Source organism: Catenulispora pinisilvae (genome assembly GCF_015356865.1).
GTDB lineage: Bacteria > Actinomycetota > Actinomycetes > Streptomycetales > Catenulisporaceae > Catenulispora > Catenulispora pinisilvae.
This window is the reverse complement of sequence record NZ_JAAFZA010000042.1, coordinates 1-16,799: the sequence shown is the minus strand read 5'-3', so window position 1 is coordinate 16,799 and position 16,799 is coordinate 1. Positions and strand designations below refer to the sequence as shown.

Annotated in this window: 12 protein-coding genes; 7 read left to right on the top strand and 5 right to left on the bottom strand. The window is 70.5% G+C overall.

The annotated features are described in order from the left end of the window. The first annotated feature begins 48 nt into the window (after positions 1 to 48). The 4 genes from IZR01_RS14275 to IZR01_RS14260 are packed head-to-tail and all read left to right on the top strand — an operon-like array spanning position 49 to position 5,934. On the top strand, positions 49 to 2,436 hold the full coding sequence (locus tag IZR01_RS14275; protein ID WP_194924098.1) for a DUF2206 domain-containing protein: 2,388 nt from the start codon (positions 49 to 51) through the stop codon (positions 2,434 to 2,436). Next, entirely contained in the window at positions 2,433 to 3,605 is a 1,173-nt protein-coding gene (locus IZR01_RS14270; RefSeq protein ID WP_194924097.1) for a glycosyltransferase family 4 protein, read from the top strand. Before IZR01_RS14275 ends, IZR01_RS14270 begins: the two co-directional genes overlap by 4 nt. Positions 3,606 to 3,608: 3 nt before the next feature. Further along, positions 3,609 to 4,061 (top strand): hypothetical protein, encoded by a 453-nt coding sequence (locus IZR01_RS14265; protein ID WP_194896498.1) that lies wholly within the window; start codon positions 3,609 to 3,611, stop codon positions 4,059 to 4,061. Continuing rightward, entirely contained in the window at positions 4,054 to 5,934 is a 1,881-nt protein-coding gene (locus IZR01_RS14260; protein ID WP_194924096.1) for a lipopolysaccharide biosynthesis protein, read from the top strand. Before IZR01_RS14265 ends, IZR01_RS14260 begins: the two co-directional genes overlap by 8 nt. Positions 5,935 to 5,964: 30 nt before the next feature. Here IZR01_RS14260 and IZR01_RS14255 read toward each other — a convergent pair whose 3' ends face one another. Then, complete coding sequence (locus IZR01_RS14255; RefSeq protein ID WP_194924095.1) at positions 5,965 to 6,753, bottom strand: glycosyltransferase family 2 protein; 789 nt, start codon at positions 6,751 to 6,753, stop codon at positions 5,965 to 5,967. Continuing rightward, positions 6,750 to 7,994, bottom strand: coding sequence for a cellulase family glycosylhydrolase (locus tag IZR01_RS14250; RefSeq protein ID WP_194924094.1), 1,245 nt, complete (start codon positions 7,992 to 7,994; stop codon positions 6,750 to 6,752). Before IZR01_RS14250 ends, IZR01_RS14255 begins: the two co-directional genes overlap by 4 nt. A 119-nt stretch (positions 7,995 to 8,113) precedes the next feature. Between IZR01_RS14250 and IZR01_RS14245 the strand changes: the two genes are divergently transcribed. Next, a complete protein-coding gene (locus IZR01_RS14245; protein ID WP_194924093.1) occupies positions 8,114 to 9,283 on the top strand; it encodes a glycosyltransferase family 4 protein in 1,170 nt (389 codons plus the stop codon). A 38-nt stretch (positions 9,284 to 9,321) separates the two neighbouring features. Here the strand turns inward: IZR01_RS14245 and IZR01_RS14240 are convergent, their stop codons facing one another. Together IZR01_RS14240 and IZR01_RS14235 are read right to left on the bottom strand one after the other, a co-directional pair. After that, on the bottom strand, positions 9,322 to 10,569 hold the full coding sequence (locus IZR01_RS14240) for a carboxylate--amine ligase (protein WP_194896503.1): 1,248 nt from the start codon (positions 10,567 to 10,569) through the stop codon (positions 9,322 to 9,324). A 352-nt stretch (positions 10,570 to 10,921) separates the two neighbouring features. Further along, the gene (locus IZR01_RS14235) at positions 10,922 to 12,115 is read right to left on the bottom strand and encodes an FAD-dependent oxidoreductase (RefSeq protein ID WP_194896504.1); all 1,194 of its coding nucleotides are present in this window, start codon (positions 12,113 to 12,115) and stop codon (positions 10,922 to 10,924) included. Positions 12,116 to 12,176: 61 nt separating this feature from the next. Between IZR01_RS14235 and IZR01_RS14230 the strand changes: the two genes are divergently transcribed. Next, positions 12,177 to 12,986 carry a DUF1295 domain-containing protein gene (locus IZR01_RS14230; RefSeq protein WP_194896505.1) on the top strand — a complete coding sequence of 270 codons (810 nt, stop codon included), beginning with the start codon at positions 12,177 to 12,179 and terminating at the stop codon, positions 12,984 to 12,986. Here IZR01_RS14230 and IZR01_RS14225 read toward each other — a convergent pair. Next, positions 12,942 to 15,599 carry a winged helix-turn-helix domain-containing protein gene (locus tag IZR01_RS14225; RefSeq protein ID WP_194924092.1) on the bottom strand — a complete coding sequence of 886 codons (2,658 nt, stop codon included), beginning with the start codon at positions 15,597 to 15,599 and terminating at the stop codon, positions 12,942 to 12,944. The two genes, IZR01_RS14230 and IZR01_RS14225, sit on opposite strands and share 45 nt — an antisense overlap. A gap of 128 nt (positions 15,600 to 15,727) precedes the next feature. Here IZR01_RS14225 and IZR01_RS14220 point away from each other — a divergent pair. Then, a partial coding sequence (locus tag IZR01_RS14220) for a CocE/NonD family hydrolase (RefSeq protein WP_194896507.1) occupies positions 15,728 to 16,799 on the top strand: 1,072 nt, incomplete at its 3' end.

The window sequence follows — 16,799 nt, the reverse complement described above, 5'->3', positions numbered from 1 at the left end:
AGTTCGGACGCCAGAAAAGCGCTCCTGGCGAGCGTCGTCCTCGCCGGTGTGACCGCCTCCTTCGGCGCCCACTACCTCCCCGGCCCGCTGGCCACCGTGGCCGGACTGTGGCTGATCCTCGGCGCGCCGACCGTGTTCTGGGTGGCCCTGGCGCGGCGCGTCGTGTCCCGGCTGGACTCCGCGCTGCTGCTCGCCTTCGGCTTCGCCGTGGTCACCGACTTCGCTGTGTTGCTGCTCGTGAACTTCGGCGCACCGCTGGTCGGCTACAGCAGGCCGCTCGCGGAGGTGCCGCTGGCGGCCGGGTTCGCGTTGGTGGACCTGGGGATCGGCGCGTTGTCCCCGGAGTGCGGAGAGGGGACGTGGGCCCGGATCCGGCGGGTGCACCTGCCCGGACTGCGGGTCGTCGCGGGCTACGGCGCGCTGTGCCTGGTCCTGGCCGTCGCGGGCGCCACCCGGCTGAACAACGGGCTCGGCCCGCAAGTCAGCATGCTGGCGTACACGGCGATCGCCGGTTTGCTGGCGCTGCTGCTGATCCGGCACAACCGATACGCGGTCGAGGTGCTGGAACTGGGCGTCTTCCTCGGCGCGGCCGCCCTGCTGCTGCTGACGGCACTGCGCGGCTGGCTGATCACCGGGCACGACATCCAGGTCGAGTACGAGGTCTACCGGCTCAACCTCGGCGGCGGGCGCTGGGTGATCACGGACTATCCGACCTCGTACAACGCCTGCCTGAGCATCACCTTGCTGCCGCTGGCGCTGACCAAACTCACCGCGATCTCCGCGACCGGGGTCTGGAAGATCGTCTTCCCGCTGATGTTCGCGGTGGCTCCGGTCGCGCTGTTCCGGTCGGTCCACAATCTGGCGTCACGGCAGGTGGCCCTGCTTTCCGCGGCGCTGTTCCTGACCTTCCCGACGTTCTTCACCGACATGGCGTACATGGCACGCCAGGAGATCGCGTTCGTCGTGCTGGGCGCGGTGGCCGTGGTGATGTCCGAGCAGCACCGCGACGCCCGGCTGCGGCGCTACGCGATGATCCCCTTGCTGGCCGGGATCGTGCTCGCGCACTACGCGACCGCGTATGTGCTGGTGATGGTCCTGGGGTCCGGGGTGGTGGTCACGACAGCCTGGCGGCTGCTGGACCGGATCGGCGAGCGGCGGCGGACCCGGGACAGCCGGCGGGACCCGGCCGACATCTGGGACTACGGCGACTGGGACTACGTTGAGGACAGCAGCGAGGACGACAGCGAGGGCTCAGTCCCCGTCCGGGATCCGAGTGGCGACCCGGCGCCGGAACGGGCCGCCCCGGCGTTCCTCACCGTCTGGCTGGTCGCCCTCACCGCGGTCCTGGCCGTGGCCTGGGCCGGTCCGATCACCCACACCAGCGGGCAGCTGACCAGCACTCTGCTCTCCTCGTGGAAAGAGGTCATCGGCCACTCCTCGGACGTCGGCTCCGCCGACACCAGCAACAGCCTGGTCGGCGGCTCCAACGTCACCGACGACCAGCGCATGGCCGCCTACCTGGCCGAGACCCGCGCCGCGACCGCCCACGACCGCGACCAGGGTCTGCTGTACCCGCAAGACGTGATCGACAAGGCCCCGACCCCGGTCACCTCCATCCCGGACCTGCCGCTGACCTCGGTCGGCACCGGCTTGCAGCACCTGGGCCTGCCGGTGGCGAGCCTGAACGGCCTGGTCCGCTTCGGCATCGCCGCCGCGATCCAGCTACTGCTGGTGATCGGCACGGCCGTGGCCCTGCTGGGCCTGCGCTACCGGCGGCTCCGGGCCGAGCTGACCCCGAGCCGGGACCAGGCCGCGCTGGCTGTGGGCTCGATCGCGGTCCTGGTCCTGCTGACGCTCGTGCCACAGCTGACGGTCGACTACAGCGTCCTGCGAGCGCTCCAGCAAGGCATCTTCTTTTTCGGCCCGTTCATGGCCGCCGGCCTGCTCTGGGCGCTGCGCTGGTGCGGCCGCTACCGGACGCCGGTGCTCGCCGGGGTGCTAGCCGTGATGGCGATCGACCTCACCGGCGTCGTGCCGCGCTTCACCGGCGGCTATCCGCCGCAGCTCGCGCTGTCCGACTCCGGCCAGTACTACGACGAGTACTTCCCGACCCCTGAGGAGCTGGACGCGGCCGCCTGGCTCCAGAGCGTGTACGACCACATCCCGCCCGACGCGCAGCAGACCATGCTGCTCCAGACCAGCCAGGACGTCTTCGAGCGGATCCAGAGCGTCTACATCGGTCCGGCCGAAGGCACGGTCGATCCGCTCCTGCTGCGACCCGGGAGCTACGTCATGCTCGGTCACGCGGAGGTGGACCAGGATCGGGCGTCCATCGACTATCGGGGTACGGCGGTGCCGTATGTGTACCCGACCGCCCTGCTCGAAGACCTGAAGGACAAGATCTACGTCAGTCCCGGAGTGGAGATCTACCGATGAGCCACGACGACGCCGGACCACTCAAAGTCCTTATGGTCAGCCACTACTACCCGCCGCACCTGGGCGGCATAGAGAACGTCGTGCACGCCGAGGCCCGGCACCTGACCGCCGCCGGAGTGCAGGTGACAGTGCTCACCAGCGGGGAACGGAGCAGCGTCACCGTCGAGGACGGGGTCCGGGTGGTGCGGGTCCGGGCCTGGAACGGGCTGGAGCGCAAGGCCGGGGTGCCGTTCCCGATCCCGGGACCGAAGCTGCTGCGCCGCGCGGTGCGCTGGGCGCGGTGGGCTGACGTCGTGCACATCCACGATGCCTTCTATCTGACGTCGTGGGCCGCGCTCACCGCGGCGAAGCTGACCCGCACCCCGATAGTGGCCACGCAGCACGTGGCGCTGGTGCACCACGACTCGGCCGCCGTGGGCCTGGTCCAGAAGGCCGTCTACGCGACGGCCGGACGGCTGCTCATGCGCGGCTCGCGATCCGTCTTCACCATGAACTCCGACGTCGCGGCCTTCGCCCGCGGCCTCGGCGCGCGGCCGGAGCGGGTGCGCCACCTGCCGAACGGCGTCGACACCACACTGTTCCGGCCGATCCGGGACGCCGCCGAGCAGGCCGCGGAGCGGGAGCGGCTGGGCCTGCCGCGAGCGGGCGTGCTGGTGCTGTTCGTCGGGCGGTTCGTGCCCAAGAAGGGCTTCGACCTGCTGCTAGCGGCGGCCGATCCGGGCTACCGGCTGGTGTTCGCCGGCGGGCCGGCCGAAGAGCTGGCCGGGGCGGCGGAATCAGTGCTCTACCTCGGCTCCCTCGCCCCCGCCGAGGTGGCCGCCGCCTACCGGGCCTGCGACGTCTTCGCCCTCCCCTCGACCTCCGAGGGCTTCCCGCTCACCGTCCAGGAGGCGATGAGCTCCGGGCTCGCCGTGCTGACCACCGACGACACCGGCTACGCGGCCTATGACCTGGATCGTGATCGCGTATCGTTGGTGAACCGGGACACGGAGACGCTTCGCGTCCGGCTGCGGGAGATCGCCGCGGACTCCGAGCTGCGCCGGCAGATGGGCAAGTACGCCCGGGAGTACGCGGTGGAGCGTTTCGCGTGGCCGGAGCACGCTTCCCTACTGATCGAGGCCTACCGCGCGGCGATCCGCCCGAGAACGAGTTCCGCCGACCGGGGATGACGTATGAGGACGCTGTGCCGGCCCGCCGCCGAGACGCTGATGGTCGCCGGGCTGCTGGGCTGGGCCTATGTGGCCCTGGTCGCGGTGCTGCGGCCCGACGTGCTCAGCACGCCGGTCAGCACCGTGCTGCCGATACGGCGTGACACCTTCGGTGCCCTGAGCCTTGCGGTGTCGTTCGGCTGCGCGTACCCGCTGCGCGCCCGGACCGGCACGTTCTGGGCCCGCCGCGCCGGCCGGCCGGACCCGGCCGAGGCCGCTCTGGCCGCGATCGGCGGGTACGCGTTCCTGGTATGGGTCTACCTGTGCCTCAATAACCTGATCCACCCCTGGACCACCGGGTACCGGCTCACCCACTTCTTGGCACACCCGTCGGAGGGCACAACGGCCGTGCTGTGCTTCGTGCTGCTGTCCGGTTGCCTGTTCGGCCTGCGGGTCCGGAAGACCCGACATGGCTAGGGGGCACCGCCGGGCGGCCACCGAATCAGAACCCGATGACCGGAAGTCCGGCGACCCGGACGCCGCATATCCGGACACTGACTCAGAGTTCTACGGCCCAGGGCTCAAGGACTCAGACCTCGATGGCTCGGAACTCGACAGCTCAGAGCTCGACGGCACCGACGCCGAGGACGCCGGCGGCGGCCCGGGCACGAAGATGCTCCGGAACTCCCTGTTCCTCATGGCCTCCGCCGGCCTCACCGCCGGCATAGGCTTCATATTCTGGGCGCTCGTCGCCCACCTCTACAGCTCGACCCAGATCGGCCTGGCCACCACGCTGCTGTCGGCGATCTCGCTCATCTCGTTCCTGAGCACGTTCGGGTTCGGGGCCACGATGATCCGGTTCCCGGCCCGCGGCGCGGCGCGGCACCGTCAGGTGTCGATGATGCTGGCGCTCGTGGCGGCCGCCAGCTTCGTTCTGGGCACCGGCTACGTCCTGGCCGTGAGGCTGATCTCCCCGGATCTCGCCTTCGTCCGCGACAAGCCCGTCTACGCGCTGGTCCTGATCGTCATCTGCGTCTTCGCCACGGTGAACCTGGTGACCGACTCGGTCTTCATGGCCGCGCGCCGGGCCGAATACAACACGCTGGTCGACGGCTTCATCCAGAGCGTGGCCAAGCTGGCGATCCCGGTGTTCGTGGTCGGCATGGGCGCCATGGGCATCGTGGCGGCCTCCGGGACCGGTTACGTCGTGGCCACCCTGGCCTCGCTGTACTTCATGTACCGGAAGCTGGATTTCCGATTCTCCTTCCGGCTCGGCGGCACCCGGATCCGGGAGACGGCCGGCTACTCGGCGACCACACAGTTCTCCTCGCTGCTGAACCTGATACCGCAGCTCGCCCTGCCGATCATCACGCTGCGCTGGCTGGGCCCGGACGACGTCACCTATTACTATCTGGGCTCGCAGATCGCGGCCCTGCTCTCGACCGGCTCCTACGCCATCGGCGACGCGCTCTTCTCCGAGGGCGCCCACGACCCCGAGCAACTTCGCAGCTTGATGAAGCGGTCAGCGACGATCATGACCGCGGTGATGGTGCCGGGCGTCGCGGCCGTGATCTTGGTGCGCGAGCCGCTGCTGAGCCTGTTCGGCAGCAAGTACCCGGGACACGCGCAGGGGCTGCTGACGATACTGGCGCTCGGCGCGCTCGCGGTCGCGTTCCACACCTGGGCCAGCAGCGCGCTGCGGATCACGGGGCGGATGACGGCGCTGCTCGGCAGCAACCTGGTGTACCTGCTCACGACGCTGGCGCTGGCGCTCGGCTTCGCCCACCGGGGCCTGAACTGGATCGGCTGGGCCTGGGCGCTGGGGAACCTGGCCTCGGGGCTGTTCGCCGTGGCGTTCGTGCCGGGGGCGAAGATGGCGGCGCTGGATCAGGCCGGCGAGGACCACGGCTCCGCCGAGCGGTTGGAGCCCGAGCAGGACTTCGCGCGGGTCGCGGTGAACGACTCGACGGCGATCACCGAGCCGATGTTCTTCCCGTGGAACCGTCCGGAGGCACGAGGGCGAAGCGACCGGTTCGACGCGTACGGCTCGGAAGATGCCGGCCATGCCCCGCCGCAGCTCTACGGACGGGAGAGCTGGCGGCCGGTCGGGGCCGGGGGCCTGCGAGTACGGCCCCGGTCGGTGCCCCGCCAGGCGCGACCGACAGTGCCGCGGCCGTCATCGGAGCCGGAGCCGCCGATCGTCCGGCCGATCAACGTGCCCGAGTCATTCTTCCGGCCGGAGCCCGAAGAAGATCGCGATCCGCGCCCGGAGCCGGGACCGGAGCCGCCGGTGGATGACGCCTCGGGGGCGGGCGCGGCGGACGGCCCCTGGCGACCGCCCAGCCAGTGAGCAGGCGCCCGAGCGCCCCGCCACCGACTGCTACCAGCGCCGGTTCACCAACTGGACCCCCACCCAGGCCAGATGCTTCATCCGGGCCACCGGCACGCTGTATCCCAGCCGCCGGGCCGCCGCCAGCTTCTCACGCCGCAACAGGCCGCTGCTCGGCATGATCTTCGCCCGGTGGCTGAACTGCCCCTCGTGCACCCGGTAGCGCACCAGCTCCTCCGGCAGCGCGGCCGCCTCGGCCCGGCCGAGGATCCGGAGCCAGAGGTCGTAGTCCTCGCACTGGACCGCGGCGTCGCGGAAGTCTCCCGCCTCGCGCACCACCTCAGGCCGCACCATCACCGTGGACACGGTCACCGCGTTGAACAGCAACAGTTTGCGGGCCAGCGCGTCGGACTCGGCCGGGCAGCGGCGCGGGCCGAGGTCGGCACCGCTGTCGCTGTCGAAGCGGCGGGACCAGGTGGCGAGCATCCCCAGGGCGGGACGGCGGTCGAATTCGGCGACCTGCTGGGCCAATCGCCCGGGTTCGCAGAGGTCGTCCCCGTCGCAGAACGCCACCAGGTCGCCGCGGCACTCGGGCAGACCGGCGTTGCGGGCCGCGGCGATGCCGGAGCGGGGGCGCGCGGTGAGGACGATCCGGACCTGGTCGGCGGGCAGCACGGCGGCCATGCGCCGGTTCTCTTCGCACTCGCCGTCCAGCACCAGGACCACCTCCCAGTCCTGGAAGGTCTGCTTCTGGATGGAGAGCAGCGTCTCCTCCAGGTAGTGCTGACGCGGGGCGCACGGTATGAGCACGGAGACCCGTGGCGCCCGGCCCGCGCTCATTGCGCCTTCTTCGCGTCGGCGATGATCTGCTGCAGGGTGTCGAACGCCGGCCGGTAGGTCCCGTCGCCCCGCCGCAGCCCGAAGAACAGGCGGTCGGGGGGCGAGTCCTGGTAGGAGAACCAGAAGAACGACGCCACGTTCGGATACGAGGACAGCACGTCCACCTCCCGCTTGGCCTGCTGCACCTGCTGCGCCTCCTGCGGCTTGACTTGGTCCGGCGGCCCGAAGATCAGGGCCGGGATGTTCGCCCCGGTCTCCGTGATCCAGATCGGCATGTTCGGGGCCCCGGCCTGGTTCAGCGCGGTGATGATGCTCTTCGGCGACTGGCTGATGGCCAGGAACGTGCTGCTGGTCGCCGGGTCGCCGTCGGGGTAGGGGTGGTAGCCGATCCCGTCGACCGCCTTCAACCCGCCGGCCTTGGCCACCGCGGTGATGAAGTCGTACGGGGCGATGAACGGCGCGCCGGGGCTCGGGTGGTCCGCCGCGAGGCCGCCCATCAGGATGAAGGCGTGCGGGTCGGCGGCGCGGATCGCCGCGGAGACCGTCACCAAGAGCTTGGTGTAGTCCGCCGGGTCCGGGAGCGGGGCCCAGGCCGTGATGTTGGGCTCGTTCCACACCTCCCAGTAGTGGACGCCCCGGGCCGAGTAGCGCGCCACCGCCTGCTTCACGAAGTTCGCGAACACCGCGTTGTCGGCGGGCGGGCAGGCGGCGGTGTCCTTGCAACTGGCCCGGCGCGCCCACGGCGGCGGGAAGTCGATGGTGGCCAGCACCTTCAGGCCGCGGGCGTTCGCCCCGGCGACGACGTTGTCGAACTTGGAGAAGTCCGGCGGGTAGTTCGCGAAGGACTGATAGTCCTCCCAGCCGAAGTCGACGCGGATGTAGTCCATCCCGAGTCGCTTGGCGTCGTCGAGCGCGGTGTTGAGCTGGTCCGGCGTGTCGAACGTCAGCGTGTCGCTGTAGTCCAGACCCCACTTCAGGTCGGCCGGCGACAAGGTCTTGGTGTCGCTCGCGGCCGGCCCGGTCCCGGCGGCGGTGCCGGGCGCGGAGCTCTGGCCGGCACCCGGGGTCGTGGTCGCGCCGGAGGTGTCCGTGGCGGTCGCGGCCGCCGACGGCGGGTTGCCGAACGCCTTGGGCTCGCCGGGGTCGCCGCCGGAGACGGCGGTCGCGATGCCGGCGGCCAGGACGATCGCGGCCGCGGCGGCCCCGACGAACGTCCAGTGCCGTCGCTTGCTGTTCGCCATTATGATTTCCCGCCTGTAAGGGTTCATAGTCCCATGGTTCGGCCGTCTTCGGTGTGCTTGTGCCGATTCTCGATCCCGGGCGGTTCGAACCCTGACATTTCGAGGATTGCGCGGCGCCGGTGAGAATTCTGCACATCGTCAATCTGGGCTTCGAGGCCGGTGGCGCGGAGAAGTTCGTCCGTATGCTCCGGGACGGCCAGGCCGCCCGAGGGCACCAGGTCCGGGTGGTGGCCCTGGACGCCCCGGCGGGCGACCGGGCCGTGTTCGCCGACGATCTGGTCGAGCCGGTGGCCGGCGGCCCGGTCGGCAAGCTGGCCGGGTTCGTCTGGCATCACCGGGCGTACCGCGAGGTGCGACGGATCATGCGGGAATTCCGGCCGGACTGCGTCCATCTGCACACCGTCGGCGGGTTCGGCCCGGCCGTGTTCCCGGCCACCCGCGGCGCCGTGCGGATCCTCACCATCCACGGTCCCGAGGACTGGACCCGGAAGCTGCTGCGCTGGCAGGTCGCCGACAACGCCGGCCGGATCACACCCGCCGCCCTGCCCCGCTACCTGCATCTACGCTTCCTGATGCGCCCGGCCTACCGGCTACTCGGGCTGCGCCGGATCGACGGCTTCGCGGCCCCGAGCCGGTTCGTCGCCGAGCTGATCCGCGCCGACGCCGGCCCGGTGCCGGTCCGGGTGATCCCGCACGCCGTGGACCCGGTCTTCACCCCGGCCCCGGCCTCGGACGTGTGGCAGACGGTCTACGTGGGCCGGCTCAGTCCCCTGAAGGGGGCGGACGTCCTGCTGGAAGCGTTCGGCATCCTGGCTCGGACGCAGCCGAAGGCCCGGCTCGTGGTGGTCGGCGACGGCCCGGAGCGCGCCCGGCTGGAGGCTCGGGCCGCCCAGCTGGTGGCCGCCGGCACGGTCGAGTTCCGCGGCTGGCTGACGCCGCCGGAGGTCGCCGAGTGCCTGCGCGGCTCCGCGCTGCTCGCTGTGCCGTCGACCACTCCGGAGATCTTCGGGCTGACCGCCCTGGAGGCGCTGGGACTGGGTCGGCCATTGGTCGCCAGCCGGATCGGGGCGCTGCCCGAACTAGTCGGGCCGGACAACGGTGTGCTCGTCGCTCCCGGCGACGCGGCCGCGCTGGCCGAGGCGCTGGCCGGGTTGGTCGGCGACGCGGAGAAGCTGGCGCGGCTGGGCGCGGGCTCGGCCCGGCGGGCCGAGGCGTTCGGCCTGGACCGCTGCCTCGACGAGTACGAATCCTGGTACCGCGAGGCCGTCGCGGCGCGTGGTCGTCGGTAGCGCTGGGTCGTGCATAGCGCTGATCAGAGTTCGTGGCCCTATCGGTGCAGGCGGTGTTCCGCGGCCTGCCACAGCGTCCGAGCGCCGGTCAGGAAGAACGGCGCGGGGTCGTCGAAAGCGAACCAGGCAGCCTCGTCCGCGCTGCGCACAGAGGCCAGCCAGTCGCGCATGCACAGGCGCCCCTCCCGCCGATAAGCGAGGGCGGCGATCGGGTCGAAGTTCTCCACGACCAGGGTCCGGTCCGGCACCGCCTCCCCCGCGGTGACGCCGCGCCCGGTGAGGTCCAGGTGCAGGGCCCGGACGACGTCGATGCCGGCCGAGTCCTGGAACAGCCGGAACTGGGCGCCCAGCCGGGGGTTGAAGTCCAGGAGCCGATAGCTGTCGTCCCGCGGGTCCCACCGGTAGTCGAGGTCGACAGTCCCCTGATAGCCCAGCCCGGACAACAGGGCGACCGCCTCCCCGCGCAGCCGCTCGTTCGGCGCCCACCGGCCGTAGCTGGTCAGGCCGGCATGCACCGGGAAGGACCGCACTTTGATCCCGGTGTGGCCGAACAGGCAGCGCGAGCTCGCGTCGAAGTAGCCGTGGAAGAACCAGTCCTGGCGTGTGCCGGCCGGCCCCGGCGCGAGGTATTCCTGGAGCAGCAGGCCGGTGTCCGGGCCGTCGCCGGTCGCCCGGCGGGCCCGGGCGACCAGCCCGAGCATCTCGTGCCTGCTGTAGATGACCGTCGTGCTCTGCAATCCGACCGCTTTGTCCGCCGTCCAGGGCAGATTCACCTTGGCGACGACCGGATATCCGTAGGCATCCGCGAAGGCGGTGGCCTCGGCGGCATCCACCGGAACCATGGTCGCCGGATGCGGCACCCCGGCGGCGCGGCAGATCTCGGCGAGCGTCGCCTTCCCGGCCACCCGGCGCGGCAAGTCGGCCGGGGGGTGGGGGAACAGGTAGCGGGGTCGCAGTTTGTCGCCGTGCTCGGCCAGCAGGATCGCCCCCGCGTCGTCCGTGGCGACCAGGAGGGCCGGGCCGGGTAGCCGGCCGGCGAGCCGGTCCAGCAGTTCGAGCACGTCGTCGGGATCGGGGCGGGCCGGCATCGGCAACGCCGACCCGCGGGCGTATCGGGATGACCCGGCCGGAGCGAACCGGTCCTCACGCATGGCGTGGACCCGGATCCCCAGCCGCCCGAGGCTGCGGATCACGCCCAGCCCGCCGTGGTGGAAGATGTTCCGGTCGAGTTTCAGAAGCACGGCGTCGGTCGCGGTATCCGCGTCCACCGACGCATTCGGTGACATGGCGATCATCTTATGTTGAAGCTCAAGGTAGTCATCGTCCTGCTAAAACGCACGGAGTCGTGATCTATCCGCCGACGCGGATTTCCCGCGTTAGAGCGACCGAGGATTGGTGGCCGGTCTGGCGAGGCGGCGCAGCCGCCGCAGCGCACGGAAAACTCGGCGGGAACGAGCCTGGGCGTGCCGGACCATCGCCCTCGACCCGGCCCGCGCCTGCGCGCAAATCGGCACGAGCGTCGTGGGCGATGGGCTTGCAAGCGCAGCGCCGCAAGGCACCGGTGCGGCCAGGCTCGGAGCTCCGACGCTGGTTTCCCAATGTCGCTCAGCCCGCCCGGCCACCAATCCTCGGTCGCTCTCAATGCGGCAACCTCGCCGCCACGGTGCGGGACGCGAACGCGGACCCGAACACGAAGCGCATGGACGGCCCGAACGTCGCCGCCGCCGCCAGCCCCACGATGCTCAGCCCGGGCACCGAGGTGTCGAAGCCCGCGCCGAGGTCCGGCGGGCCGTACGAACCCCGCAGGCCGCGGACCCGGCCTCGCAGCCCGTCGCCGAGCACCGTCAGCTTCCTGACATCCACCTCGTACCCGGTCGCGGCCACCACGTGGTCGGCCTCGAGCTCCCGGCCGTCGGACAGCTCCAGCAGGACCCTGTCACCCTCCGGCCGGGCCGAGGCGATCCGGGTGCCGGTGCGGAGGTGCTCGGCGTCGAACGACTTCTCAAAGCGCTCGCGGAGCCACCACGAGCCGGCCGGGCCGAGGGTGTTGGCGACGATCTTCACGCGGCGCTCCCCCGATAACCGCCGGAACAGGATCGGCATGTCGGCCAACACCTTGTTGTACCACCCGGGCCCCAGGCCGGTGTCCGGGTAGCGGAGGCGCTGCCACCAGCCGGCGGCGAGGTCCCCGGGGAGGTCGTTCCACTTCAGCGTGCCGGCCCGCGCCACCAGCGTGACCTCCGCCCCCGCCTGGTCCAGCAGCGCCGCGGTCTCCACCGCCGACTGGCCCGCGCCGACCACCGCGACCCGCTTGCCGCCGAAGCCGGACACCTCGTTCACCGCGCTGCTGTGCAGCACCTGCGGCGCCTCAAGCCCGGCGAGCGCCTCGGGGATCCGCGGGAACGGCAGGAAGCCGACGGCGAGCACCACCGAGCGGGCCCGCACCGAGGACCCGTCGGCCAGCTCCAGCCCGAACACCGGGCCTTCCCGGTCGACCCGCAGCACGTCGGTCTCGTGCAGGTCCGGCGCGGTCTGCTGTCGGAACCACCGGCCGTAGTCGGCGAACGTCTGAATGGGCGTGGGCAGACCGTGCGCGTACGGCAGCCCGTTGACCTGGCAGTAGGCCTTCAGCGTGTACCGGCCGCGCGGGTCCGACAGGTGCGAGGCCCACGGTTCGGACTTGAGTTTCATGCCCACCGGCATGTGCTCGGCCCAGGCCCGCATCGGCGTGCCGAACACCCGGGTACGAGAGCCACGCGCCTTAGCGTGCGCCGCCACCGAGAGGCCGTAAGGCCCGGCACCCACCACGGCGGTATCGAGGATCTCTGTCATGGCCTGATCGTAGGGCGGGGTGGTGCTGCCCTTCTACGATGCAGGACCTTACAGTCGGCCTATGGACGCGCTCAGGATCTGCTTGTATGTGTACGCAGGAGTCAGCTTCACGACCTGGCTGATGTCGGTCCTCACGCGCGAATACTCGTGGGTGGACCGGATCTGGTCGCTCGTCCCCCTGGCCTACACCGGGATCTTCGCCGGAGCGGCAGGCTTCCACGACGCGCGTCTCAACGTCATGTTCGGCCTGGTCACGCTGTGGGGAGTGCGGCTCACCTTCAACTTCGCGCGCAAGGGCGGCTATGCGCGCGGCGGTGAGGACTACCGCTGGGCGGTGCTACGGGCCCGGATGGCGCCTTGGCAGTTCCAGCTCTTCAACCTCTTCTTCATCACGTTGTACCAGAATGCGATCCTCCTGCTGATCACTCTGCCGGCCAAGACCGCGCTGGACCACCGGACGTCGTTCGGCATCGCGGACGGCATCCTGACTGTGCTGTTCGCCGGGTTCCTCCTCGGCGAGACGGTGGCGGACCAGCAGCAGTGGCGATTCCAGCAGGCGAAGCGAGCCGACCTCGACGCCGGTCGCGAGCCTTCGGCGCGCTTCCTCACCACGGGCCTGTTCCGGTTCTCCAGGCATCCCAACTTCTTCTTCGAGCAGGCGCAGTGGTGGGTGATCGCGGGGTTCGGTGTGGCGGCGGCCCGAGCGGTGCCCTGGACGGTGCTCGGCGCGGTGCTTCTGACCGCGCTGTTCATCGGCTCGACCCGCTTCACCGAGAGCATCAGCGTTTCCCGGTACCCGGAGTATGCGGACTATCAGCGGCGGACGTCAGCGGTCATTCCGTGGCGGCCTCGGCGCCACCAGGCCGTATGAGCGGGCGAGTTCCACGGCTTCGAAACGGCTGTGCGCGCCGAGCTTTTGGTAGACGTGCCGCATGTGCGTACGGACGGTGTTGACCGACAGCGACAGCTCTGCGGCGATCTCCGGCCCGGACAGGTTGGTCGGCAGGTATCGCAGCACTCGCATTTCGCTTCCGCTCAGCGGCTCGCGCAGGTGCGCCGGCACCGTCACCGACACCGACACCCCCGGCGCCGTGGACGTCTGGGCCGCGTCCTCGTCTGCCCGAAGCCGGCTCAGGACTTCACCGATCAGCACGGTGTGCGCGGTGTGCGCCCCGGCATGCCGCTTGAGCAAGGCGGGTGCGGGGTGCAGGAGGAACGGGAGTAGCAGGTTGTCCAGTGCGGCGGCGTCGAAGGCTCGCTCCAGCGCGTCGGAGGCATCGTGCGGACGGCCGAGGGCGTCGCAGGCCATGGCGTCGAGAAGGAATGCCGTCACTCGCCACAGCGGACGAGTCCCAGCCCGCGGGTCGTCGGCAGCTGACGGGAGCAAGTCGCGCGCCGCCTGCGGGTTGCCCTGCGCGAATCGCAGCGCTGCCTCCGCAGTCCGCGCCGGCGTGCCGTCGCGCTCGTCGGCGTCCAGGTCCGCGAGGATCTGCTCGACGCGTTCGGTCTCGTCCAACCGGATCAGAGCATGCAGCATGTGCGCACGCGCCATCGGCCGCAGTACGTGCGGTGTGCCGAGGGCGCGTGACAGTTGCTCGACTTCGTCGAGGGTGGCGAGCGCCGCGGCGTGTTCGCCGCGGGCCAGCTGGATGCGGGCGTGAACGTAGTGGAGCTTGAACGCGGCGACGGGGTTTTCCTGTGCGCGCAGCGTGCGTCGGGCCTGGTTGATCCAGAACTCGGCTTCCAGCGTGTGCCCTTGGGCGACGAGCGCGGCGGCGTGCACCGTGTGCGCGACGGCGGTGACCGGTTTGTCGTTCCATCCGTGTCGCTTCGCCAGTTCGATCGCCCGCAGGCTGAGATCGGCGCCGGCGGTGTAGGAACTGGCGACCACGAGTTGTGCCTCATGGACGAGTCCGGCGAGTTCGAGATACGGCCGGCCGATCCGCCGTGCCAGCTCTATGCCCTGTTCCAGGTGTCGGTTGGCGCCACCGATACGCAGTGCGGATATTTCGGTGCTGCCCAGGCTGATCAGGGCCAGAGCCTGTAACCCGTCGCCGATGCCCAACCGCTGCGCGTCCGCGGTCTCGACCACTGTGAGCAGCCGCTGTGCCTGTTCTGCCACTGTCGGGAGGTTTCCCCGTCGGCGGGCGATGCGCAGGCGAAGGACCGTGCACATGGCCTCGAAATGGGTACGCCGGTCGGCGGGCACCGCCGTGGACTGGTCGACCGCGAGGGCCAGGCGGCGCTCGGCCTTCAGCAGCGACCCGTGGTCGAGGTCTCTGACCGCCATCAGGACGGAGAGTTCGGCGTCAGCGGTGGCGACGCTCGCGGGGAAGCCGGCGAGGAGTTCTTGAGCGGTGCCGATCCGGCCGTCGAGGTACAGGTCGACCCAGTGGTCGGACAGCAGGCGCACGGCCTGGTCCCAGCACTGTGCCGCCTGGGCGTGCCGGACGGCCTCGATCACGTATCCGTTCGCGGCGTACCAGTCGGCGGCGGTGCTGTGCAGGGCGGGCAGTCGGGGCGAGTCGGTGCGCCGCAGTTCGTGCTGAAGGAGGTCGGCGAACAGGCGGTGGTAGCGGAACCAGGACCGTTGTGGATCCGCGGCCAGCACGAACGCGCCCGCGTTCTCCAGGTCCAGCAGGATCTGTTCGCTTTCCGAGCCCGCGGTCAGCAGGTCTGCGAGTTCGCCGTTCACTCTTTCCAGCACAGAGGTCCGCAGCAGCAGTTGCCGGACATGCTCCGGCTGCCGGTCCAGCACTTCGGCCAGAAGGTAGTCGGCCACTGTGCGCTCGCTGCCGGAGAACTCGGCCGCGAACCGCTCCGGGTCCGGGTGGCCCGCCAGTGACAGCGCGGCGAGCCGCAGCCCGGCGGCCCAGCCTTCGGTACGCCGGTACAGCAGGTCGACAGCCTTCTCGGACAGGATCACCCCTGCCGCGTCGAATAGGGCGCAGCTCTCTTCCCGCGTGAAACGCAGCTGGGACGCGCGGATCTCGGTCAGCTCGCCGTCGAGCCGGAGCCGGTGCAGGCCCAGTCGCATGTCATGCCGGGTCGCCAGCACGAACCGCAGCTCGGCCGGTGCCCGCATCATCAACAGTTGAAGTTGGTGCAGCGTCTGGGTGCCGGCCAGCTCGTGCAGATCGTCGATGATCAGCCAGAGGCGCTCGGCCAGCGGGCCGAGATCGGAGAGCAATTGCTCGACGACGGCCCAACCGTCCAGATCGGGCGCCGTGGTCAGCGGCCTGACCAGGGCCGAGCCGATCGCGGTGCCGCGGAGTGCGGCGACCACCGTCGGCCAGAACCGTTGCGGATCACGCGCCTCGCCGGACACCTGCGCCGCCGCGCGCACGGCCAGATCGGACGTCTCGACCCAGGACCGGAGCAGGGTGGTCTTGCCGCTCCCGGCGGGCGCCGACATCTCGGTGATGCGGCCCGCGCGGTCCAGCTGATCGAACAGCGCGCCACGGGAGACGATCCGGTCGCGCATGCGTCAAATGTAGCGCCGAGTGGATCACCCGCACCACCAAACGGATCACCAAGACTTGGTGACGTCGGCTCACCAGATCCCGCTGCACGCTTGGTTCGTCCAGCCCCGGCAGACAGGAATGGATCACCATGGTCGACGTCGACGTATCGCCCTTTGAAGTCGAAGTGCTCGGACGCACGGGAGACCTGCTGCGTGCCGACGTGTACCTGCCCTCGAACGGAGATGGCGTGTACCCGATCGTGCTGGGTGCCTCTCCCTATCAGAAGGCTCTGCGTTATCTGCCGCCCAACGGCGTGTTCCCGTTCACCGAGTACGGCCCGATCCAGCTGTATCTGGACAACGGCTACGCCTATGTCGCCATGGACCTCCCGGGCACCGGCCGCTCCGAGGGGACCTGGGACCCGGTCTCGCGCGGCGAGGGCGAGGCGATCCACGACATGATCGAGCACGTGGCCGGCCAGCCGTGGTCCACCGGCGCGGTCGGCATGATCGGCATGTCGCACTACTGCTGGAGCCAGTGGAACGCCGCGCGGACCCGGCCGCCGCACCTGAAGACGATCGTCGCCTACGACGGCGCGACCGACATGTACCGCGACTGGATGTACCACGGCGGCATCCCGATCCAGGGCTTCCTGAGCAGCTGGCTGTTCGGATCGGTGCTCTACCAGCACGAGCTGAAGGGCATCGACTTCCACGTCGGCGACAAGCACGAGTTCGTCTACGACGTGCTCTCGCACCCGCTCGACGATGAGTGGCAGCGCCGCAGATCGCCGTTCTGGGAGCTGCCGGAGGTCGAGATCCCGGTGTTCTCCATCGGCGTGTGGGGCAAGGCCGCGCTGCACCTGCGCGGCAACTTCTACGGCTACGAGCGGGTCAGCGGGCCGAAGAAGCTCCTGGTCGCGCACCCCTCCGGGTTCGCCGCGGCGCAGCAGTACTACTTCGACGAGCAATTCCACCGCGACGAGCTGCTGCCCTGGTACGACCATCACCTCAAGGGCGCCGAGAACGCGGTGATGGAGCAGCCCGCGGTGCGGTTCTACGTCAACGGCGAGGGTGCGTACCGCTCGGCCGAAGCCTGGCCGCCGCCGGACGCGCGGCCGACCGCGTTCTACCTGGCCGGTCAGCACAGCGGCGCCGTCGCCTCGCTCAACGACGGCTCGCTGACCGAGACCGCGCCGGGGGCGGGGCCGGTGCTGGGGC

Excerpts from the sequence above, each read along its gene's own strand:
- IZR01_RS14270 (WP_194924097.1), top strand. The coding sequence starts at position 2,433 with ATGAGCCACGACGACGCCGGACCACTCAAAGTCCTTATGGTCAGCCAC.
- IZR01_RS14265 (WP_194896498.1), top strand. The coding sequence starts at position 3,609 with ATGAGGACGCTGTGCCGGCCCGCCGCCGAGACGCTGATGGTCGCCGGG.
- IZR01_RS14260 (WP_194924096.1), top strand. The coding sequence starts at position 4,054 with ATGGCTAGGGGGCACCGCCGGGCGGCCACCGAATCAGAACCCGATGAC.
- IZR01_RS14255 (WP_194924095.1), bottom strand. The coding sequence starts at position 6,753 with ATGAGCGCGGGCCGGGCGCCACGGGTCTCCGTGCTCATACCGTGCGCC.
- IZR01_RS14250 (WP_194924094.1), bottom strand. The coding sequence starts at position 7,994 with ATGGCGAACAGCAAGCGACGGCACTGGACGTTCGTCGGGGCCGCCGCG.
- IZR01_RS14240 (WP_194896503.1), bottom strand. The coding sequence starts at position 10,569 with ATGTCACCGAATGCGTCGGTGGACGCGGATACCGCGACCGACGCCGTG.
- IZR01_RS14235 (WP_194896504.1), bottom strand. The coding sequence starts at position 12,115 with ATGACAGAGATCCTCGATACCGCCGTGGTGGGTGCCGGGCCTTACGGC.
- IZR01_RS14230 (WP_194896505.1), top strand. The coding sequence starts at position 12,177 with ATGGACGCGCTCAGGATCTGCTTGTATGTGTACGCAGGAGTCAGCTTC.
- IZR01_RS14225 (WP_194924092.1), bottom strand. The coding sequence starts at position 15,599 with ATGCGCGACCGGATCGTCTCCCGTGGCGCGCTGTTCGATCAGCTGGAC.